The sequence below is a fragment of the Paracoccus endophyticus genome, from assembly GCF_003286075.1.
Lineage (GTDB): Bacteria > Pseudomonadota > Alphaproteobacteria > Rhodobacterales > Rhodobacteraceae > Paracoccus > Paracoccus endophyticus.
On the sequence record NZ_QLUV01000019.1, the window covers coordinates 1 to 21,114 of the forward strand.

General features: G+C 67.1%; 17 protein-coding genes, 1 tRNA gene and 2 pseudogenes. 11 read left to right on the forward strand and 9 right to left on the reverse strand.

Annotated elements, in window-relative coordinates; translation table 11 throughout:
- Positions 1–268: 268 nt before the first annotated feature.
- From DPQ23_RS14025 to DPQ23_RS14035, 3 genes are read right to left on the reverse strand one after another with little or no spacing between them, the layout of a single operon-like run.
- Positions 269–1,096 (reverse strand): metallophosphoesterase, encoded by an 828-nt coding sequence (locus tag DPQ23_RS14025; protein WP_112875411.1) that lies wholly within the window; start codon positions 1,094–1,096, stop codon positions 269–271.
- Positions 1,093–1,515: a hypothetical protein gene (locus tag DPQ23_RS14030; RefSeq protein ID WP_112875412.1), complete on the reverse strand. Its 423-nt coding sequence runs from the start codon at positions 1,513–1,515 to the stop codon at positions 1,093–1,095. The genes DPQ23_RS14025 and DPQ23_RS14030 overlap by 4 nt, the downstream gene beginning before the upstream one ends.
- Complete coding sequence (locus tag DPQ23_RS14035) at positions 1,515–2,636, reverse strand: AAA family ATPase (protein ID WP_112875413.1); 1,122 nt, start codon at positions 2,634–2,636, stop codon at positions 1,515–1,517. The genes DPQ23_RS14030 and DPQ23_RS14035 overlap by 1 nt, the downstream gene beginning before the upstream one ends.
- Before the next feature lie 873 nt (positions 2,637–3,509).
- Here DPQ23_RS14035 and DPQ23_RS15515 point away from each other — a divergent pair.
- Entirely contained in the window at positions 3,510–3,686 is a 177-nt protein-coding gene (locus DPQ23_RS15515; RefSeq protein ID WP_162630765.1) for a hypothetical protein, read from the forward strand.
- A gap of 59 nt (positions 3,687–3,745) precedes the next feature.
- Here the strand turns inward: DPQ23_RS15515 and DPQ23_RS14040 are convergent.
- From DPQ23_RS14040 to DPQ23_RS14050, 3 genes and pseudogenes are all read right to left on the reverse strand, one after another.
- Positions 3,746–4,078, reverse strand: a pseudogene (locus DPQ23_RS14040) (IS110 family transposase); the annotation flags it as partial.
- Positions 4,079–4,321: 243 nt separating this feature from the next.
- Positions 4,322–5,617: a calcium-binding protein gene (locus DPQ23_RS14045; protein ID WP_112875414.1), complete on the reverse strand. Its 1,296-nt coding sequence runs from the start codon at positions 5,615–5,617 to the stop codon at positions 4,322–4,324.
- A gap of 151 nt (positions 5,618–5,768) precedes the next feature.
- Positions 5,769–7,361, reverse strand: coding sequence for a calcium-binding protein (locus DPQ23_RS14050; RefSeq protein ID WP_162630766.1), 1,593 nt, complete (start codon positions 7,359–7,361; stop codon positions 5,769–5,771).
- A 256-nt stretch (positions 7,362–7,617) separates the two neighbouring features.
- On the opposite strand from DPQ23_RS14050, the gene DPQ23_RS14055 reads away from it, so the two are divergent.
- Complete coding sequence (locus DPQ23_RS14055) at positions 7,618–7,848, forward strand: hypothetical protein (RefSeq protein WP_162630767.1); 231 nt, start codon at positions 7,618–7,620, stop codon at positions 7,846–7,848.
- A 242-nt stretch (positions 7,849–8,090) separates the two neighbouring features.
- Here DPQ23_RS14055 and DPQ23_RS14060 read toward each other — a convergent pair whose 3' ends face one another.
- Positions 8,091–8,426 (reverse strand): hypothetical protein, encoded by a 336-nt coding sequence (locus tag DPQ23_RS14060; protein ID WP_112875417.1) that lies wholly within the window; start codon positions 8,424–8,426, stop codon positions 8,091–8,093.
- 62 nt (positions 8,427–8,488) lie between these two features.
- Here DPQ23_RS14060 and DPQ23_RS14065 point away from each other — a divergent pair.
- From DPQ23_RS14065 to DPQ23_RS14085, 5 genes and pseudogenes are all read left to right on the forward strand, one after another.
- Positions 8,489–8,727, forward strand: a pseudogene (locus tag DPQ23_RS14065) (IS256 family transposase); the annotation flags it as partial.
- A 955-nt stretch (positions 8,728–9,682) separates the two neighbouring features.
- Positions 9,683–9,946, forward strand: coding sequence for a helix-turn-helix transcriptional regulator (locus tag DPQ23_RS14070; RefSeq protein ID WP_112875418.1), 264 nt, complete (start codon positions 9,683–9,685; stop codon positions 9,944–9,946).
- Positions 9,947–10,613: 667 nt separating this feature from the next.
- Positions 10,614–11,498, forward strand: coding sequence for a hypothetical protein (locus tag DPQ23_RS14075; protein WP_162630768.1), 885 nt, complete (start codon positions 10,614–10,616; stop codon positions 11,496–11,498).
- 493 nt (positions 11,499–11,991) lie between these two features.
- Complete coding sequence (locus DPQ23_RS14080) at positions 11,992–12,741, forward strand: hypothetical protein (protein WP_112875420.1); 750 nt, start codon at positions 11,992–11,994, stop codon at positions 12,739–12,741.
- Positions 12,742–12,743: 2 nt separating this feature from the next.
- Positions 12,744–14,684 (forward strand): hypothetical protein, encoded by a 1,941-nt coding sequence (locus DPQ23_RS14085; protein WP_112875421.1) that lies wholly within the window; start codon positions 12,744–12,746, stop codon positions 14,682–14,684.
- A gap of 1,090 nt (positions 14,685–15,774) precedes the next feature.
- Here the strand turns inward: DPQ23_RS14085 and DPQ23_RS14090 are convergent.
- Positions 15,775–15,864, reverse strand: a tRNA-Ser gene (locus DPQ23_RS14090).
- A gap of 439 nt (positions 15,865–16,303) precedes the next feature.
- Positions 16,304–17,401, reverse strand: coding sequence for a redox-regulated ATPase YchF (gene ychF, locus DPQ23_RS14095; RefSeq protein WP_112875422.1), 1,098 nt, complete (start codon positions 17,399–17,401; stop codon positions 16,304–16,306).
- Positions 17,402–17,558: 157 nt separating this feature from the next.
- On the opposite strand from ychF, the gene trpA reads away from it, so the two are divergent.
- The 4 genes from trpA (at position 17,559) to DPQ23_RS14115 (ending at position 20,658) form a co-directional block, all read left to right on the forward strand.
- Positions 17,559–18,356 (forward strand): tryptophan synthase subunit alpha, encoded by a 798-nt coding sequence (gene trpA / locus DPQ23_RS14100; RefSeq protein ID WP_112875423.1) that lies wholly within the window; start codon positions 17,559–17,561, stop codon positions 18,354–18,356.
- Complete coding sequence (locus tag DPQ23_RS14105) at positions 18,356–18,883, forward strand: GNAT family N-acetyltransferase (protein WP_112875424.1); 528 nt, start codon at positions 18,356–18,358, stop codon at positions 18,881–18,883. Before trpA ends, DPQ23_RS14105 begins: the two co-directional genes overlap by 1 nt.
- A 167-nt stretch (positions 18,884–19,050) precedes the next feature.
- Positions 19,051–19,722 carry a molecular chaperone DjiA gene (locus DPQ23_RS14110; RefSeq protein WP_240602801.1) on the forward strand — a complete coding sequence of 224 codons (672 nt, stop codon included), beginning with the start codon at positions 19,051–19,053 and terminating at the stop codon, positions 19,720–19,722.
- 429 nt (positions 19,723–20,151) lie between these two features.
- Positions 20,152–20,658 (forward strand): hypothetical protein, encoded by a 507-nt coding sequence (locus DPQ23_RS14115; protein ID WP_112875426.1) that lies wholly within the window; start codon positions 20,152–20,154, stop codon positions 20,656–20,658.
- The last annotated feature ends 456 nt before the right edge of the window (positions 20,659–21,114 follow it).

Consider the following 21,114-nt stretch of genomic DNA (forward strand, 5'->3'; position numbering starts at 1 on the left):
AACTCGTCCAGCAGTTCGTTGGAAATCGTCATCGTCCTTGCTCCTCTCAGGAAGCATGGACCAGATCAGCGATACACAGAAGATCGGACACTCTCGGCCCGGTCAACGTCGATGATTAAGACTTCCTTTATAGCTCAATCCTCCTGACTCTGTCGGGACCACAGGGGCACCACCGCCGTCGGGAGGGGCTACCCAACCCGTGATCAACGCCCATCTCCCAACTTGCCGCGAAGCTCTCGCCGCTCCTTGTGGGCCGAATTCCGTAGGCTCATCTTCTTTCTGTCGTCGTCTCGTCACCCAGGAGCAGGCCGCGGACCAGTCGCTTCTGCGCCTCGCTGTCGGGGTAGACCTCGGACGGATACCCGAGCGACACGTTGATCAGCCGTGTGGCGGTCGCGCCTTGGCCGATGCACGCGCCGAGGAGCCGGTGGGTATGCCCGAAGAACCAGGCGTCAGGATGGTGACGCCGGATGAAGCCGTCGAGGTTGGAGGCAAAGCCGGCCGACAGGCTGTCGATGGATCCGGCCACCTCGGGGTGCGGCGCGTGGTGGGTGACGACGATGGTGCGGCCAGCGTAGCGCTTGCCAAGCTCGCTCTCCAGCCAGAGCAGATGGTCGTGGTGGAGATCGAGGGTGTCCGACGGGTCGATCGGCAGGCGGTCGGGCCCGATGGTGATGCGGTCGTAATCCGCAAGGCCATCCTGCACCGCTCGCATGGCGCCGATCAGGTCGCCGCTCAGGCGGAAGTCGGTCCACAGCGTGCAGCAGAGGAACCGGTGACCATCCAGTTCGATGACGCGCTTCTGGGCGAAGTTCACGCCGCAGCCTTCGGCGATCCGGCGCAGGCCCTCGTCATCGTCGAACCGCCAGCCATAGTAGTCGTGGTTGCCGGGGATCACCCAGACCTTGCCCGGGTCGATGACATGCTTCAGCCAGCCGAAGAAGTTCGGCCAGCCATGGACCGGGTTGTCGGCGATGTCGCCGGCGATGATCAGGGCATTGAGGTTTTCGAGCACCGGCAGGATGCTGCCATAGGGATTGCGCCCTGACCGCAACCAGCTGTCGAAGTGCAGATCTGCCGTCACCAGAACCTTCATGGGTCGTCCCTCTCCAGGATTGCGCGCTTTCGGTCGAGGCAGGAGTTGCAGAGCGTGGTGATCCAGCCAGCGAGATCGTGCCGGAGGCTGGGCCCGCCGCAGCCCTCGCAGGTCCGCAGGCTTTCGCGTTCCGCGGCCTCGATGAGGACGCGTGCCCGATCGTTGCCACCGGTGACGCAGAAGCGGAGCCCGCCGAACTTCTCCTTGACCTGCAGGGTGCGGAACTCGGTCAGGCCATCCTCCGCGATAACCTGGGACAGGCCAGTGCAGAGTTGGTCGAGCAGCGGCAGCCAGCCGTCTCCGATCGCCAGTCCCCGGGCGAGGGAAGTCTGACCGACCTGCCGGGGCCCGCACCCGAAGACCACAGGGTATCTCTGCATGAACGCGAGATCGCGCGTGGATAGCCGGGGGCCGTTCATCACATGGCCTTCGGCTTGGTTTCGAGATCGGACGCGCGCTCCAGCATCCGCAGGACAGTGCGCAGGCTGGGGCGCGATCTGACCATGGGTGATGCCGCCTGGAGGGCATCCACGATCGCCTCAACAGAGGCCTCGGACAACCCGCGGCTGCGCCCCTCATGGTCCGCGAAGGTCACGAGATCGGCGAGCGACACCTCCGACAGCCGGATCACCGTGCAACGGCTCAGCAGCGGTTCGGGCAGCGGCTTCAGGCTGTTCGTGAGCATCACCCACGACACGAAGGACATGTCGAGGGCGACCCGGTAGTAGGGGCAGGTCCAGGTGGCCGCGGTGCTGCGCTCGAGGAGCGGCAGGAGCCCCTCGGCCAGGCCGAAGGACACGCCTTTGTCCGAGCGGGCGTGACCAGCCTTGTCGAGTTCGTCGATCACCATGATGGGGTTGCCGGAGAGCTTCGCCACGACGAGGTCCAGCAGCCGACCAGGTCGGGCGCTCGACCAGCCCCGCTGGCAGCCCACGATTGCAAAGGAGGCCGCTTCGGCCGTGGCATCCACGACCGTGCTCTCGGCTCCGATCAGCTGGCCGAGCCGGCGGGCCCAACGGGTCTTTCCGATGCCGGGTGGCCCATCAAGGATGACCGGCGGCAGCCGGAAGCCTGCTTCCCCGTCCCGCACCGAGCGCCGCATGGCGTTCCAGGCGTATTCGGTCGCGGGCGCCATCCAAGGCATCTCGGCATGCAGCTCCGCCGCCAGTTCGTCGGCACGGTGCTCGTTAGGGATGCGGGCTAGCCTGACCCCCCTCCCGAGCACCTTCAGCCGCGCCTGATCCTCCCGGTCCAGGTGGTGCAGACCCGAGGCCGCAAGCTGCCGCTTGTGCAGGCGATCCGCACGCTGTGCGATCCTGGTCTTCTCGGCAAAGGTCAGGAAGGTCCACGAGGTCCCGCCGTCGCTGGTGACCGGGACATCGTCGGGACTGCCGTCCTCTCCCGGTTCCGCCACCCTGTCCTGCCAGGCATCCGGCTCGCGCCGGCGGCGGAGGTCCAGCAGAAACCTGGTCAGGCGAGCCTCGATCTCCCGGCCTGAGAGCTCTGGCCATTTTGCATGCATGATCGGAAACAGGGCCATGAAGTGCCTCCCGCACATCGACTGTCAGAAAGGAATTGAGGGAGGGCGACGGACCCATTCGGGTCAGATCAAGCCGGTCTCGTTATGTCTGGCAGAAGACTCGACCTCACGCGCGCACCATCCCATAATCGCCCTTCCGGGCGGGGAGGTCAGCGTATCGCGCGATTGATGCCGATCGGGGTCATGCGGCTATACTACGGTAAAGGGCAATGAAGTCAACCGCATCGTGCCAGTCTGTTCTGCTGCGGATGTCGTGGACGCCGCATTCGTTCGCATGGCGCAGACACTGAACCGCACGGGACCAAGATACCCCAACTCGGAATTGTGTCGCTACGAATGGCAGAAGGGCGTAGTGTCGTCCGGCCACGTCGGCCCGCACCTGCTCTTGGCTGAAGGGCGCACGCCGCAGCTGGTCGGCGGTCGTGCGAACGCCCGATCCGGTGCCATTGTCCACGTGAGTTCGCGTCCCCGGATCGGCGCGGCGCGCCAGGGTCGATAAAAGGAGCAATTCACCGGTGGGAACTCCTCCGATCGAGGCATTTTGCGGATATCGATAGGCGAAATGACCTGGTTCGGCAGACGGTAGACGGTAGTGCGGGCAGGTTATGTGTTGGCGGCAGGCAGCCATGGATACCACTTGCGTTGATTCTGGCGAGGTATTACAATCATCCGTATGATGACGCAGATGCCTAACGCCCTGATATCTTGATGCCCCCTGCAGGGGACGGTTAGATGTATGGGACTGCATCCTGAACGACATCAGGTTCTCCATCTGGATTTCTGAAATGGGGATCTGGTCGGACATATCGTCCGATCTGGTTCGAATTGCCGCCGCCCGTGACGGAGCGCGGCATCCCGCATGGAGAACCGCCGATGAAGCTGACCGTTGCCGCCTATCAACTGACTTCCGTGCTGGGCGTTCTGCGCGACATCGTGGAGCTTCTCATGTCCACCGTGCGGCTGGTCTGGAACGAGGGTCCGCAGCTTGCCGACTGGATCGAAATCGGCGCCGGCCTTGGCCCGACCATTGCAAGTGCGATGGCGTATTAGGCGCAAGCGGCAACGCCCTCCGAGGTTTCCGGGTTTGGTTTCTCCATTCTGAGAAACGAGACGGCGACAAACCGCATCGTCGGCCGCGAGGCCGCTTCCGCGATCGCTTCGGCATCGACCATGTCGTTCTTTTGCCGCTTCACAAACGGCTTCACGTAGGCCGGTGGGATCAGCCGCACGTCGTGGCCGAGGTCGCTGAACGCCCGGCCCCAGTGATGCGCACTGGCACAGGCTTCCATTGCCACCACGCAGGGTGGCTGCGCCGCCATGAACTTCAGCAGCTGCGCCCGGGACAGCTTGCGGCGAAAGACCACTGATCCGTCCGCCCCGGCGCCATGCGCCTGAAACACGTTCTTGGCCAGATCCAGGCCGATGATGCTAACCTCTCCCATGGACGCTCCCCTCCGTACCGGTGCTTCAACACCCGCCACCTTGGCACATCGATGCCGCCGGGGGGCGTCCACCCCATCGCTTACCATCATCCTGGAACGAGCGCCCACGATGCGCTGGAATGCGCGCCCACGATCACGTGGAATGGCCGCCCACAATCGCTGGAATGCGCAGGCAGGCCGCACGCGGACCTGCCCACGGGGGGCCTCGAAGGACCGGACTCCGGGCTTTCCCTGGAAAAGACATCAGGCGAACAGGAAATCCGATCTTGCCAGGTCCGTGACATCGACCACCGTCACCACGTCCTCGCCCCCCCGGCTCGTCCGGGAGGCCGCGCCATAGTCGATGCGGGTGTCGCCATCGTCCAGGGCGATGAAGCGGTCCGCGTCGTCCAGCGTCCCGTTGCGGTTGCTGTCGAGGTCGGACCAGCTCAGCTTCCGGATCTCGAACTGGAGGACGTCGTCGTCCTCGCTGCGGAAGTCCATGATCCGGTCGCGCCCGTCGCCGTCATGGAAGACGAAGCTGTCCGCACCCCCGGTGAGGACCGACGAAAAGCCGCCTGTGGCGGTGCCGTCACCCCAGAGAGTGTCATCGCCACGGCCGCCCATGATCCTGTCGTCTCCGCCCGTCAGTTCGGCGAGGCCGACGGACAGCTCCTGGGACCCTGCCTCGACCGTGCCGTCGCCGTAGATCATGTCATTGCCGTCACCGCCGAGGATCGTGTCTGCACCGCCATTCAGCATAGCCGTGGATCCGGACAATACGAGGATGACGCCGTCGCCGAGAAGGATATCGTTGCCGGCACCCCCATGCAGGGCGTCCTGGCCGCCCGTCATCTCCGCGCGGTCGCCGAAGCGCGCCGAAAGGAGGCCGTCGCCGAGGAGGCTATCGCTTCCGTTGCCGCCGTCCAGAAAGTCGGCGCCACCAACCATGATGGCATCGATCGCCACCATGAGGCAGTCTCCAAAAACTTCGTCATCGCCGTCGCCGGCAAACAGGCTGTCAGCGCCACCATGCATCCGGGCTCGCGCCCCGCCAGTGACGAAACCGTCTCCCAGAAGTTCGTCGTTGCCGTCGCCGGCAAACAGGCTGTCAGCGCCACCAAGCATCCAGGCACGTCGGCCGCCAGTGACAAGACCGTCGCCGTAAAGCAAGTCGTCGCCAGAGCCTGCATGAAGGATGTCACGGCCTCCGCGGATGCCCGAACTGCTTGCATTTGATCCGGTCTCGGTCGTGCCATCGCCGTAGAGCGTATCGCGCCCGGCGCCGCCATGTAGAAGGTCATTGCCGCCGTTGACCGTTGCCTCGGCCCCAAGGCCGTTCGCGGTGACACGCCCGTCGCCCCACAGCATGTCGTCGTCAAGCCCCCCGAACAGCGCATCGGTAGCGCCACGCAGATCGGCCTTCTCGCCATCGCCCCCTCGGACGTCTCCATCGCCCCAGAGGCGGTCGTCGCCGCCGAGCCCGCGAATGAGGTCTCGGCCCAGCGAGCCGATCAGGACGTCTATCTGGTTCGTGCCTATTCTGTAATTGATGGCCATTCCCGTCACTCCTTGAAAAGAGGACACCGCCGAGAATCAGCGGCCACGGAAATGATGGCACAACGCCCATGGTGCACAAAGCCGGCAGGCACCTCGCGTGGGCTCAAGGCGCGCGCGGCCGGGCCGCGCGCACCGGCCGCGACGCTACGGCTCAGCCGAACAGGACATCCGATCTCGTCAGGTCCGTGACATCGACCACCGTCACCACGTCCTCGCCCCACCGGCCCGTCCGGGAGGCCGCGCCATAGTCGATGCGGGTGTCGCCATCGTCCAGGGCGATGAAGCGATCCGCGTCGTCCAGCGTCCCGTTGCGGTTGCTGTCGAGGTCGGACCAGCTCAGCTTCCGGATCTCGAATTGGAGGACGTCGTCGTCCTCGCTGCGGAAGTCCATGATCCGGTCGCGCCCGTCGCCGTCCCGGAAGACGAAGCTGTCCGCACCCCCGGTGAGGACCGACGAAAAGCCGCCTGTGGCGGTGCCGTCGCCCCAGAGAGCGTCATTGCCACGGCCGCCGATGATCCTGTCGTCTCCGCCGGTCAGCTCGGCGCGTCCATTTGTCGGCGTGGTTCCGCCCTCTACCGTGCCGTCCCCGTAGATCACGTCATGGCCGTCACCGCCGAGGATCGTGTCCTCCCCGCCGGATAGAGACGCCGCAGAACCCGCGCCGATGGTTCCGTCGCCGTAGAGCGTGTCGTTCTCGCTGCCACCGTCGATGCTGTCTGATCCGCCGATGAGGGTGGACTCACCATTGGTATAAGTAGACCCGTCGCCGAGCACGGAGTCTGCCCCAGATCCCGCCAGGATCGTGTCATCGCCGCCCGTCAGGTCGGCTGTGCCGAGGTTGTGGCCCGGTGCGGCGCTCGTCTCTCCGTCTCCACGGATCGTGTCGTCGCCGGACCCGCCGTCGAGAGTGTCGCTGCCCCCCGTGAGCCCGACATATCCGCCATAGACCCAGCCATCGCCCGACATCAGGTCGTTGCCGGACTCTCCCCAGATCCTGTCGTTCGCGCCAACGAACTCTGCCCCGGACCTGCCGACGGCAATTCCACCATCGCCATGGAGGAGATCGTCCCCTGCGCCGCCCTGCAGGCTGTCCCTGCCGCTCCGCAACTCGCCATCGGAGAAACTGCCCGGCGCGATTACGCCATCCCCGTAGAGCGTGTCCTCACCCTTGCCGCCGTCCAGGACGTCGTCGCCACCGGTGATGTCGCCGCTGGTAGACATCCAGCCCTGCACGAGACCGTCGCCATAGAGGATGTCATTGCCGTCGCCGGCATGGAGCGCGTCAGCGCCCCCGATGATCAGGGCGCGTGCGTTGGCCGGACCAAGGTCCAGGTGACCATCGCCGAACATCACGTCATCGCCGGATCCGGCAAGAAGAGTGTCACGCCCGCCGCTGATCATCGAGGTGCCGGCATAGTCCCAGGTCTCGATCGTGCCATCGCCGTAGAGCGTGTCGTTCCCGGCATCGCCCTGCAGGCGGTCATCGCCGCCGGTGATCCTGGCCCCGGCGCCGGATCCGCCCAGGACGATGCGCCCGTCGCCCCACAGCAGGTCGTTGCCATGCCCGCCCTGCAGGCTGTCTGCATCGCCCCGCAGGGCGACCTTCTTGCTGCCATCGCCCCGCAGGACATCCCCGTCCCCCAGCAGGCTGTCGTCGCCACCGAGCCCGAGAATGTGGTCGCGGCCGCGCGAGCCGATCAGCAGATCGGCCCCGTTCGTGCCTTTTCTCTGATTGATGGCCATGCCGGTCACCTCCGTGAAAAGCGGACACCGCCCGGAATCAGCGGATAGGGGGATGATGGCACAACACCCATGGTGCACAAGGCTCGCAGGAGCCCCGAATGGCCGTCTGAGCCGCATCTGGCCGAGGCCGCCCCGCGTGCAGAAGAAGGATGGCAGGGCCTCCCGACTCGGCGGAGGGCCACGAAGACGCTGCCCTCATCCCGCCGCCTCTCCTTCGTGCGAGCCGGCCGGATGACCGACGCAAGAGGAGATGATCATGGCGCTTTCCCAATACACCGACACGGTCGAGCAGCTGACGCTGAACTTCATCTCGACCGACCTCGAGAGCGATAGCGGCCAGGTGGTTCCGGGAATCCTGGTGACACGCTGCATCCACAAGGGCACGGTCATTTCCCTCGACGCCCAGGGCCTCCAGTGGCCCGGCGAGCTCGACATCGAGGCAGTCGCGGCCGAACTCCTCGAATACCTCGGCACCTGTGACCGCTGACCGCGCGACCATTCCCGCGCGAGACACACCGGCATCATGTTCCGGGGCCCGGACATCCGGCGCGCGCATCCTGCCAACCATCCTTCCCGGGGTGATAGCCGGCCTTCTCACCCCGCCCGTCCCCGCAACGGCGGACAACGCTGATCGGACTCCACGCCATGACTGACACCCGTGATGTCTTCGCCACGGCCATCGCCGCCGCCCACGTCTCCATGCCCCCGATGCTGGCCTCCGCGGGCCGGCTATGCGCGCTCGATGCGCTGCGCCAGATGGACTGGCCCGAAGGTATCCGACGCAGCCTGATGCCGCGCCTGGGCGATGTCCTGCGGACCGGCTGCCCCATCCTGGTGCGCAACACCCTGGACTGGCTCGACACCATCCCCGATTTCGAGCAGCGGATGACTGCCGACCGCACCATCCGGCCGATCGATCGGGCCTGGGCCGGCGAGTCCTGCGCAGATGCGGTGCGGCTCTGGCTTGTGGCCTTCCGCCATGCCGATGGGTCGCCGTGTCAGCCCGCTGGTGAGCGCGATGCGAACCGCATCCCGCTTGAACTCGTCGCTGCGTATCGCTGCCATATTCGGTCTCCTTCGTGGCAAGCATCGCTCTCAGAAGACCGGAACGGAACCGGTGCAGGTCCAACCTGCGCACATCAAACCCGATCGAGAGCGTGTTCGCCACCGTCCGTCACCGGACCGTCCGGACCAAGGGCGCGCTGTCGCAGAAGACCGCGAAGCTGATGGTCTTCACCCTCGTCAGGGCCGCATCGAAGACATGGCGCAAGCTCAACGGAACGAACCAGTTGCCCCGCCTCATCGAAGCGTCAGAGTCACCGACGGTGTCGCTCAACCCGACGCCGACCAAAGCCGCGCCGCCTGATCAAGCCGCGTCACCCAAATTCAGCAATAGCTCCATGGGGAGACCCGGTCGGCTTACCAGTGAGCCTTCGCTGGTCAGAGGGCACTGTTCACGCACGGGGCGCCGAGCGGTTGACAGTGACCCGCTCCGAGCCGGGAGCGAGCATAGCCGGCCTCAAGTCCACCGCGCTGCCGAAGATCTGGCCACCCGGTCGGGCGCCAACCGTGTCGCCTGCGGGAGGGTCGCGTGGTCACAGTGGCGACGAAAGCGTTGGTCTTTCGGCCGGATAATAGGGCATCTGCGCCCTCTGGGCATACTATCCGCACATCTCTCGGGCATCCACGCGGTGGGATTGAGGACCGATAGCCCAAGTAAATGAGGCGGGGTCTCCTGTTCCCTGCCCCTGAGACCCGCTTTGGCCTGATGGGCTCGGTATGCGTCCAACCTACCACCCGCAGCGCTTGCGCTCAGCCTCAAGACCGGTCGGCTCCCTTTCTTGTCCAACCAGGAAGTCTGGACCTTTCTCGCGGGGCAGCCTTCACGCTCGCTCGTCCAACCCAGGAGATCGCTGCCCGTCTGCGTGGCGGTCGCGAGACCCGCTGAATGTGCCGGCCCCCTGGTCCCCGGCAGCACCGTAGACCAACGGAGTCCGCTGTCGTCTCTGTCCGCCGTCATCCAGAGACGGCAAGACTTCCGAGACTGCGCTGTGTTTTGAACAACGCCGAAATCCGTTCATCTGGACTCCGTTCATCTTCCCGCAGCAACTGCTGTTGGACTCCAGCCAGCTCGTGAGGTTGTCCACAGGTTTGACCCGCAACCGCGAACTGCGCTGCTGGCGCGAACCGGCCCTTGGGTTTAACTTCACCCTTGGCAACGCGGAACTCGCGCGGCCGCCAATCGGTAGCCACGCGAGGGATCCTGAACACGTCCTCTCTGCACCTGGCCGCCGAGCGTGTCAACATTTGCAGAGGACTCCATGACCCATAACCCTGACGGCACCATCCCGGTCGTGCCGCCCGACCTCCAGCTTCTGAAGAAGGCTGACCTGTGCGAGATGCTGAGCGTGAGCGAGGCCTCGATCGATCGCTGGCTGCGCAGCGATCCGAGCTTTCCGCAGCCCCGCCGCCTTGCCGCGGGCACGATCCGCTGGAAGCGGAGCGAGCTCATGCAGTTCCTTAAGACGCTGCCGATTGTCGCGTATGACGACCGCGCCTTCGATCCCAACGATCGGACGGCGTGAACGGACACTCGGCAAGGAGGGTGCAAGGTCTGGCCGGAAGCGGGGATGCCCGGTGCCAGGCCGGTCCTTGAAAAGCGGTTCGAGCAGGACCCCAACACGGCGGGGCGACGACCGGCACATGCCGCGGCAGGTTTCGAAGGCAACTGACAGGCTAGCCGGAAGGCGGATACGTATGGCGAGCACGATCAGAGCAGGCACATGATCAAGAGCGCCGACCATCACATGGCGAAATCGCCCATGCTGAAGTGATCCGTCCTGCCGCGTCAAAATGGAGACACCAACGGGAACCGCCCAGGGACTTGGGGCGACCGACTCCCCGCCTAGTGCGCGCTCCACTGTGACTCCGCTGCCTGCGCCCATGAGGATCGAGCGGAAGTGTCCTGGCGCGAGGCAATCTTGATCACGTTCGAGAGGACTCGACCTGCAACCGTGCCGCCTGCACAACAGGGACCGGGCTGTCATGTCCTTTGGCAGCCACGAAGGCCGGATCAGCAGGCGACCGGCTTGACCTTTCGCCAGGACAGATCGACAGCAGACGGGGAGGGTTTGAGTGCTTTACGATTGAATCACATGAGCCTTCTTTCTTTTCGCCATCCTGTTTTCATTTCCTGTCCTTTTCTAAACCAACAAACAAACAAACCAACACTTTCAATCAAGATGATGCTTCATGAAATCCCCACGCTATCCGCTGCGTGATGTCCTCGAGAACGGCGGCCATCCCGTAGATCCACTGGCATCGGTGTCGTATCTCCTGCGCGCTGCGCGTGCCGTGTCCCGAAAGACCGACGATCGCGGCCACATCGGGGCTGCTAGCGGGGATCCCGTGCCGTCCCCCCTGATCGAGGTCGTGGGACTGCTCGACCGCCTGTCCTTCTCGACCCTCGATGACCGCCGGCTGTTGCGCCCCGGGCAGGGCTTCCGTCCTGGCAAGGGTGCCAAGTTCGACTTCGACATGTGGCTGCGCCGGACCTTCATCCTGCTGAAGGACGGCCAGTGCGCCCTGGCTGCGCGCGGACGTGAGGGCCGCATCCTGCTGGACCGCTACCTGGAGCAGCCCGGCTGGTATCAGGAGCCTCAGGGGATCGGTGAGGAGCAGCTGAAGAAGACCAGGCGCAAGCTTGGTGGAGCAAAAGGGCCATGGACGTCCGATTTCATCCGCGCGCTGATCGCGCTTTATCTTCCGCGCGACTTCCTGGACCGCGGCGAGGCGCAGCAGAAGGCCGATCTGCTGGGCCTCGCACCCGGCGTGAAGGAAATCTGGCACCCCCATGTCGACAAGCGGTTCCCGTTCGAGATCTTCTGGCTCCTCCTAGACTTCTCGCTCCATTCGGATGCGCAACTGCGCCGGACGGTCACTCACCTGGCATCCCACGTCCGACGCTCGCCAGAAGAGCGCCTCCAGGTCGCTCTCCACGGACTCATGCCGATTCTGAGTGAACTCGCCGATCTGCTCGGTATCGAAACGGAGCCGACGCCGGCCATGTTCGAGATAGCCGAAGCTTTCCCCGGCGGGCAGCCGCTGTTCCGCATCAGGATCCTGCCTCCGCGATAGCATCGCCAGAACCCGCAGGATCGCCGATGGTCAGCCCGCGCGTGCCCTTGACCAAGCAACAGGCGTCCCCGGCTCATGGGCCCCTGCACCTTGAAACGAAGTTGCTGGTCCGGGAGCTGGAGATGACCTGCCAGGCATCGCCTTTCTGACCGGCCTCAAGAACTCGTCTGCAAGGATCATACCGTGCCGGACCTGCGGTGCCGCGGTTCGCCGCGAGGAAATGGAACGCTTGCCCCGTCGCGCTCGGCCATACCTGCTGGGACGGCAGGTCCATGGACGGCGTGGACATCGATCCGGACCAGCAGCTGCGTCAGAGCGCGCGGCGCGACCGCGGGATCTTGAGTTCAGCCGGGAATCCGAAGCAGACCTCTGAGGAACCTCTACCCCCGGTAATCCCAGCGGGACGTTTGTCAAGGCCCCATGGAACGTTCTGTCGGCCCCTGAGATCAGCGGCGGCAAAAGCGATGTTGGACCCAAGCAGCAAGGGTTCGACATGGCACTTCAGTTCACGAAAATCATCTCCAGGCGGCCGGCACACCTGGCGAAACACTACGCGCTGACGAATGGCGCGCTCACGAAGACCACCTCGGCGCAGCTCTGGCAGGGCACCCTCGAGGTCATGGAGGTGAATGACCTGACCGAATTCGGACAGGTCATCTCCGGCCTCAAGACCAGCGAAGCGCTTGTCTTCGGCGTGCCGGTCAACCGGAGGGCCACGCGCATCGTCACGGGCCGCGCCCTTGGTGCTGCGAAACACGGCGATGACGTGATCGCCCGCACCAACGATCATTTCGATTGGCCGAGCGGAGCGGGCATCATGATGCTGGATCATGACCCGGACGAGGACCAGGAACCTCTCGATCGCGACGCCCTTGTCGCGGCACTGCGCACTGCGGTTCCCGGGCTGCGGCAGGCCGAGATGCTGTGGGTGCCGTCGTCGTCCTCCCACATCTGCGAGGTGGCGACCGGGCGCGATCTGACCGGACTGCGCGGACAGCGGCTCTACCTGGTCGTCAAGTGCGCGCAGGACATTCCCCGCGCCGGCCGAGCGATTTTCGACCGCCTGTGGGAGAAGGGCCACGGCTACATGAAGCTGACCCGCGACGGCCGTCTGCTGCCCCGCACAATCGTGGACAGCTGCGTATGGCAGCCCATCCGCCTGGATTTCGCTGCCGGCGCTTCTGTCGGGCCCGGGCTCGTGCAGCGCCGTGGCCATCCCGTCCTCATCGAAAAGGAGACCTGATCATGTATTTCGACACCGCACAGCACCTGCCCGATCTCACGTCCCACGAGACGGCCGTCCTCAAGCTGGTCAAGGAGCAGGCGCGTGCCGAACGGAGCCCCGCGGCCGATCGCATCCGGCAGGCGTTTTTCGAACGTCAGAAGAAGGCCTTCGCCAAGGTCACGGGCGCCGCTCCCGAGGCCTGCCTGGAGGCCCTGATCCGCGCCCAGTCGGATCTGGTGCTCGGTTACCACTTCGTCATCCATGTCGAGACGGAGCGGTCTTCGGGCCGGTTCACCTGCCTCTCGGTTGCCGAGATCCTGGACAACCCGCTGCGTTACGACGGCTGCCGCACGCTTGACCCGCTGGAGCCCGACTATCATGACCGGCGCCCCGTGGGGCAGTTGCTGCTCTCGGGGCGTGGTCCCCGGCTCAAGAGCTTCGCGCATGGGGAAGCGGACTACCGGCTGGAGAGCGAGCGTCCGCTGATCCTCTGCGAGAAAGGGAGAACGCGCGAGGCGACGGTTGCCACCCTGGCCGCGATGGGGCGAGGCCACAGGTTCTTCGAATTCGGTGATCAGCCATGTGTCGTGTCCTCGGGCCGGATCGTGCCTTTGGGGCGAGAGGCCTTGGGCCATTACCTCGAAGGGGAGATGGATTTCGGGGTGGAGAGGCGGCAGGACAAGAACACGGTCGTCGACCCCATCGACGCCCCGTCGAAGATGGTCAACCGGTTGCTTGAGCTCACGAGCCAGGATCGGGGGCTGAAACCGCTCGACGCGGTGGCCTCGATGCCGACCGTGCGCCTGGATGGCTCCGTCGTCACCAGCCTCGGGTATGACCCGGAGACACGCATCGTCTTCGATTATCCGCCGGACAGCTTCCCGCCCGTCGCGGATGCCCCGAGCGAAGAAGAGGCCAGGAACGCCCTGGCGCTCCTCACGGGGCTCCTGCGCCACTTCCGGTTCATCTCCGGGCGTGATCGCACGGCCGCGCTGTGCGGGCTCCTGACCGCGGTGGTCCGGCCCGTCCTCGACATGGCCCCCATGACGGTGATCGAGGCCACCGATGCGAGGAGCGGCAAGACGAGCCTCGCGCGCGGCATCGCGGCCCTGGCACTCGGCGTCGAAGCCGCGGTGACCGACGGGGGAGCCATCACCGACCCGGTCGAGGGGCGGAAGTTCATCACGGCCTTCCTGCTGACCGACGATCCGCGCGTGCTCATCCTCGACAACGCCCGCGACACCCAGTCGAGCCAAGCGCTCTGCGTCCTGATGACCTCCCCCTACTGGTCGGACCGCAAGCTCGGTCAGACCCTCATCAAGGGGCGCATTCCGATCAAGACCATGGTCCTGATGACCGGCACCAACCTGTCCTTCGTCAAGGAGCTGGCCCGGCGCACGATCACCTGCCGGCTCGAGCCGCGGCCGCTGGGAGCAAAGCCCGTCACCGACCTGTCGCGGACCGTGCTTGCGCGGCGGCCGGAGATCGTCACGGCCTGCCTGACACTCATCCGCGCCGCCAAATCTGCTCCGGAGTGGAACGCGCCCGGAGAGCTGGACAGCTTCCCGCAGTGGGACCGGCTCGTGCGGCAGACCGTCGCCTGGGTTGCTGCGCACCTCGCGCCAACCCTCTATGTGGACCCGATCACCATTGTCGGCCAGGCCGTCGAGGCCGCCGTCGACACGGGCGAGGAGGCCGAGATCCTCGGCGTGCTCCATGAGATCTTCGGTCAGAAGACATTCACCTCGGCCGAGGTCGCAAGCTTCATCGAAAGCCCGGACAACCGGGATCACGGCGTGGTCCTCCGTGCACTGACAGGCAGCAATCCCCGGCCCTCGGCAAAGTCCGTCGGCCGCATGCTCGTGCCCCTGCGGGACCGCCCCGCCCACGGCCTCACCCTTCGCGGCCACACCTCGCGCGGCATGATGACCTGGTCGATCGAACAGGAGCCGCAAGTGTAGGGGGGAACCGCATCAGGAGTGACAAGGGAAAGATTGACCCGCTGGAGGATGTGAGCACGGGGCAAGGGAGCCCCGTGCAGGACCAGCGTTCAAGGTAGCGCCGGAGTGGGGCAGGACGAGCACCAGTTCGACGGTCCTTGAAAGCCGGTCCGGGAGGGCACTCGGCCAGGACCTTCGACTCGTCGACCCGACCTCCCCCCGCAGCAAGCTGCTTCGCCTTCGCCTGCACGCCTGTCTGGCCCAACGCGAAGCAGAGAAGAGCGTGCCAGTGCTGGCCACCCAGACAGTCCGGCAGAGCGACGCCAAATACCGAAACATGCTTGATGCGGCCGACCTATACGTCAGCTTGATCGAGCTTGTGCCGACGCCGGGGACGGCATCGCGGACCTGGTGTTCCGTGAGGTGAAACCCCGCCGTCCGCTGGCACAGCGGGCTCACTGACGTGGTCGGCCAAAGGTTCGGCGAGCTTCTGCCCAGTAGCAGAGAGCTTCCATGCCGTGGCCTGCACGCGGGTTGCACGCACTACGGAGCGCTGGCGGTCGAGAACCACATTCTGGACGTGGACCGCTGCTGCGAGGTCGCCTCCACTACGAGGGCAGCAGCAGGATTGAAGAGCTTCTGCTTCGGACATGTGGTCTCAAAGGAGTCTTTTGCCCAGCACATCCATGGCGGCTCGTTGCCCACTGCCGTCATCATGCAGAGCCATTTCTTCAGGATGTCGCAACGACGGCGGCGCAGGCGAGCATGGGCGCTGGGGCCAAGTCCTTGCAGCACAGCCTTCGATCGCAGGCGCCAAGGAGAGGGAGCAGCACAATGCACTGCTCCTGTTCCATGCAAACTTCGAGTGGCCTCAAAGTCGTGACCACCGGGCCGGAGCCGTCGGCGCGCAGGACGACGAGCAGAGAAGGAGACTCGAGCCCTGATCAGGTCGCCCGAGACATGGAGGTCTTCCGGAAAGCTGAACGGATCTGTATGATCGTGCAGCGGCGCATCGTCGCCGCGCCCGCCGGCCGGATGCTACCCTGTTTGCTACCCTGCCGGCAAAAAACCACTAATCAACTAACAATTCCTGAGACTTACGGAAAGGTCATGGCGGAGACGAAGGGATTCGAACCCTCGAGGCGGTTTCCCGCCTGCACCCTTAGCAGGGGTGTGCCTTCGACCACTCGGCCACGTCTCCGCCGCGGGGTCTAGCAGCAGGGCGGCGGGCGGAACAAGGGGCTCGGGCCACGAAAGACAAGATTTTCGTCCGGTCCGCAGGGCGGCAGTCTCGCCCTGCCCTGCCCCGTCTGACCGCAGCACCGTGAGGCCGAACACCTATGCGGCCGAACACTTGTGCGGCCCCGTCCAGCCGCAGCCCGTTCGGTCCTGCCAAGTCCGATCCGGCAGGGCCTCGTGTAGCCGACGACCCGTGCAGCCTTGTCCGGGCTGAACCCCGTTCCGTCCTGTCCCATCCGGAAGCGGCCGGGTCAGGTTACAGCTCGTGCGTCCGCATGTCCCCGGGCTGCATTCTGTCCCATCCGGCCCCGCCCTGCCGCCCTTCAGCACGCGCGGCGCGCGTTAGCGCCTGCTGCCCCCCTCGCACGCAGGGCAACCGCCCCGGCACACAGGGCGGTCCCTCAAGCGTTGAACAGGAAATGCAGGACGTCGCCGTCCTTGACCTCGTAGGTCTTGCCCTCGACGCGGAAGCGGCCGGCCTCGCGGGCGCCCGCCTCGCCGTTGCCGGCGACATAGTCATCGTAGGCGATCGTCTCGGCGCGGATGAAGCCCTTTTCAAAATCGCCGTGGATGACGCCGGCGGCCTGCGGGGCCAGCGTGCCGCGGGTGATCGTCCAGGCGCGGGCCTCCTTGGGGCCTACGGTGAAATAGGTCTGCAATCCCAGCAGCGCATAGCCTGCGCGGATCAGCCGATCCAGCCCGGCCTCCTCAAGCCCCATCTCGGCCAGGAACATCTGCGCCTCGTCGGGGGGCAGCTGGCTGATCTCCTCCTCGATGCGGGCCGAGATCACGACATGGCCTGCGCCCTGGGCGCGCGCCATCTCGGCCACGCGGTCGGACTGGGCGTTGCCGCGGGCGGCGTCCTCCTCGGCAACGTTGCAGACATAGAGGACAGGCTTGGCGGTCAGCAGTTGCAGCAGGTCCCACAGGCGGCGGTCGTCGGCGGCGACAGGGACGGTGCGGGCCGGGCGGCCGGCTTCCAGCGCGGCCTGCGCGCTGCGCAGCAGGCGATCCTGGGCCAGCGCCTCCTTGTCGCCGCCCTTCAGCTTGCGCGACAGGTTGGCCAGCCGCCGCTCGATCGATTCAAGGTCGGCGATCATCAGCTCGGTCTCGATCGTCTCGGCGTCGGCGACCGGGTCCACGCGGCCCTCGACATGGGTGATGTCGCCGTCCTCGAAGCAGCGCAGGACATGGGCGATGGCGTCCACCTCGCGGATGTTGGCCAGGAACTGGTTGCCCAGCCCCTCGCCACGCGAGGCGCCCTTCACCAGGCCCGCGATGTCCACGAAGGTGATGCGGGTCGGGATGATCTGCCGCGACCCGGCGATGGCGGCCAGACGGTCCAGCCGCGGATCGGGGACGGCGACCTCGCCCACGTTGGGTTCGATGGTGCAAAAGGGAAAGTTCGCGGCCTGGGCGGCGGCGGTGCGCGTCAGCGCGTTGAACAGCGTCGACTTGCCGACGTTCGGCATGCCCACGATCCCCATGCGAAAGCCCATGATCCCATCCTTTTTCCGGCCCGCGGCCTGCGGTCTGGCGGCCTTCTAGGTCAGGGGCGAGGGGGCGTAAAGCGCGGGGGACCGGCGACGGGGTTTTCCGCGCCGCGGCAATGGCCTAGCAAGGTCGCCGATCCGACAACCCCAGGGAACCCCACGCATGACCCGAATCGACGCCCGCTTCGCCGCGCTCAAGGCCCAGGGCCGCAAGGCGTTCGTGTCCTACATCATGGCGGGCGACCCCGACCGCGACCGCTCGATGGCGGTGCTGCGCGGACTGCCGGGGGCTGGCGTGGACATCATCGAACTGGGGATGCCCTTCACCGATCCGATGGCGGACGGGCCCACGATCCAGGCGGCGGGCCAGCGGGCGCTGGCGGCGGGCGGCAGCGTGACGGTCACGCTGGCCATGGTGCGAGAGTTCCGCCAGACCGACGACGACACGCCGATCGTGCTGATGGGCTATTACAACCCCATCTATGCGCGAAAGGGCGGCGTCGCCCGCTTTCTGGCCGAGGCGGTCGAGGCGGGCGTGGACGGTCTGATCGTCGTCGACCTGCCCCCCGAGGAGGACGCGGAACTGTGCCTGCCCGCGCGGGCGGCGGGGCTGAACTTCATCCGCCTGGCGACGCCCACCACCGACGACAGGCGCCTGCCCGCCGTGGTCGCGAACACCTCGGGCTTTGTCTATTACGTCAGCGTCACCGGGATCACCGGCGGCCCCGCCGCCGACGCGGCCGAGGTCGCCCCCGAGGTCGCGCGCATCCGCGCGGCCGCAAACCTGCCGGTCGTCGTGGGCTTCGGCATCTCGACGCCCGAGGCGGCCGAGGCCGTGGCGCGCGTGGCGGACGGCTGCGTCGTGGGATCGGCCATCGTCGCGCGCATCGCCAGGGGGGACAGCGTGGACGAGGTGCTGGACTTTGTCGCGGGCCTTGCCGCCGGGGCGCACCGGGGCTGATGGGCGGCGCCCGGACGGACGGCGACCCTGCCGCGCCCCTGATCCGCGACGCCTCGGCCCGCGACGCGGCGGACATCGCGGCGATCTGGAACCCGATCATCCGCGACACGGCCATCACCTTCTGGCCGACGGAACGGACCGGGGCCGAGATCGCGGCGATGATCGCCGGGCGGCAGGGCGACGGGCACGCGTTCATGGTGGCCGAGGCGGACGGGCGGGTGCTGGCCTTTGGCACCTATGCCCAGTTCAGGGGCGGCGCGGGCTATGCGCGCTGCCTGGAACACTCGATCCACGCCGCGCCCGCGGCCCGCGGGCGGGGCCTGGGCCGCGCGCTGCTGGGCGCGCTGGAACGCCATGCGCGCGGCGCGGGCGGGCGCATCATGATCGGCGCCATCACCGCGTCCAACGCGGACTCGATCGCCTTCCACGACCGGCTGGGCTATCGCACCTGGGGACGCATCCCGTGCGCGGGGTGGAAGTTCGGGCGCTTTCACGACCTCGTCCTGATGGGCAAGGATCTGGGCTGAGGCGGCGGGCCGCCCTGCCCTCGTCCCTTTCTCGCGGGCGCGGTCCGGGCTAGAGTGGCGAAATGGACGACCTGGCCCCCCCTGCCGGCGATCCGCGGGCGGCCGGGACGGCGCCGCGTCGCGATTCGGCCCCGCATCTGCCCCCGCCGCGGGGGTTCTGGCAACGTATGGGCGACAGGCTGGCCGCGATGGTCGGCCGGCCGCGCGCGGCGGTGCCGCCCGAACGCTCGGTCGCCTTCACCATCGCGGTCATCGCGCTGGGGGCCAAGCTGGCCAAGGCCGACGGTCGCGTCGCCCGAGAGGAGGTTGCGGCCTTTCGCCGCATCTTCAAGATCCCCCGCGCCGAGGAACGCCACGCCGCCCATGTCTTTGACCTCGCGCGCAAGGACGTGGCCGGGTTCGACCTGTGGGCGCAGCGGATCGCGGCCCTGTTTCCCCCGGGCGACCCGGTGCTGGTCGATGTGGTCGAGGGGCTGCACATCATCGCCAGCGCCGATCACAGCCTGCACGAGGCCGAACGCCTGTTCATCGACGAGGTCGCCCGCATCTTCGGCGTCCCGCCGGACACGGTCGCGGCCATCGCGGCACGCCACGACCGCGACAACCCCTGCCCCCCCTGCGACGTGTTGGGCATCGCCCCCGGCACGCCCCTGCCCGAGGCGCGGGCGCGCTGGCGCGAACTGGTGCGCGAAAGCCATCCCGACCGCGCGCAGGCGCACGGCCTGCCGCCCGAGGCTGTCCGGCTGGCCGAGGCGCGCACCCGCGCCATCAACGCCGCCTGGCAGGCGTACCGCGCCAACTACGCGCCGCGTTCGTCTGCGGCTGCCCCGCCCCCCTGACACGCGCGGGTGACGCAGGCCCGGACTGGGGTCGGGTCGCGCGCCGATGCCGCCTCCCCGGGGGTCTGGAGGAGCGAGGCGCGACGCGGCGCGCACCCTTCACCGCTGCGCGGCTGCAACTTGGGGCGCGCAGCGTGCGGCAGCGGACAGCATCGCGGCGCCCGGGTCGCAGGCAGTCCCGCCGGATCGGCCGCCGACCGCCGCGCGCAGCCGAAATGGGTCCGGGCCCATGGCCGCGCGGCCCATCACGCCTGCGCGGCTGGCGCGTCGGGCGCGCGGTCTGCGGCCACTCGCGCCGGACGCCGGCAGCGTTCAGCGCGCGGGCCGTCCCGTCACCTCCGCGGGACGGGAACGTCCCGGCGTCCCTGCGGGTTAAAAGGCGTCACGGCGGCCAGCGGCCCGCTGTCCCCCTCTGGAAAGGTGCTGCGAATGTCCCTGCTTCGTTTCGTGCCGGCGGTTCCGGTCGCGCTTGCGCTCTCGCTGGGGGAGGCCGTGGCGCAGACGACGCCGTTCCAGATGCCGATGGCGGACGATCCGCCCGCGGCCGCCCCGCAGACCGCCCCGCCCGGCACACCCCCGCCGAGCGGCGAGGACCCGATCCAGCGCGGGATCGAGGGGATCATGCAGGACCTGCTGACCCGGGCGCAGCCCCATCTGGAAGGCCTGGCGGGCGAGCTGCAGGGGGCGTGGTCGGACTATGGCCCGGCCTTCGGGCAGCTTACCGGGCTGATGGACGACATCGCGAACTATCAGACGCCCGAGCGCCTGCCCAACGGCGACATCCTGATCCGCCGCAAGCCCGACGCCCCGCCGCCCCCGCCGCTGGACCAGTTGAACGCCCTGGTCCCCAATCCGGCGCCCGACCCGGCGCCCGTCCCGCCACCCGCACCTGCGCCGACCCTTCCCCCTGCCCGCGGCCCCCAGATCGACCTTTGACGCATCAGGAACGGGCCGGTCGTCTCGCGGTCCACCGGATCGAAAGGCGGCTGTTTCAGCGGAGGGGGTGATCCTGTGCGTCGGAACAGCCGGTGCCAAGGCATCCGGCCACCCGTGCGCCGCACGGACGCACGATGAACGCCACGGCAAAGGCCCGGAGGGGAACGCCTCGCACGTCGGCTGGGCGAACGCTGTGAAGACATGCGCCCCGAGGAGCGCCGCCCGCGTCCCGGGAAAGGCCTCGGCCCTTCAACACCCTGACCGCGACCGGGCAAGGCTTACCCGCGTCTCCTCGCCCGCTGCGCGCGGTGGACCGTCCCGCTTTCAGCCTGCCACAGGCATGCCTGTCATCCCCTCCAGGCCCCCCTGGCCGGTCGTTTTTGCCGCCCAGGTTTTTGTCTGTCGCGGTCCGCGGGCGCGCGCTCAGGCGCGGTTCATGCGGTTCGTGATCAGCTC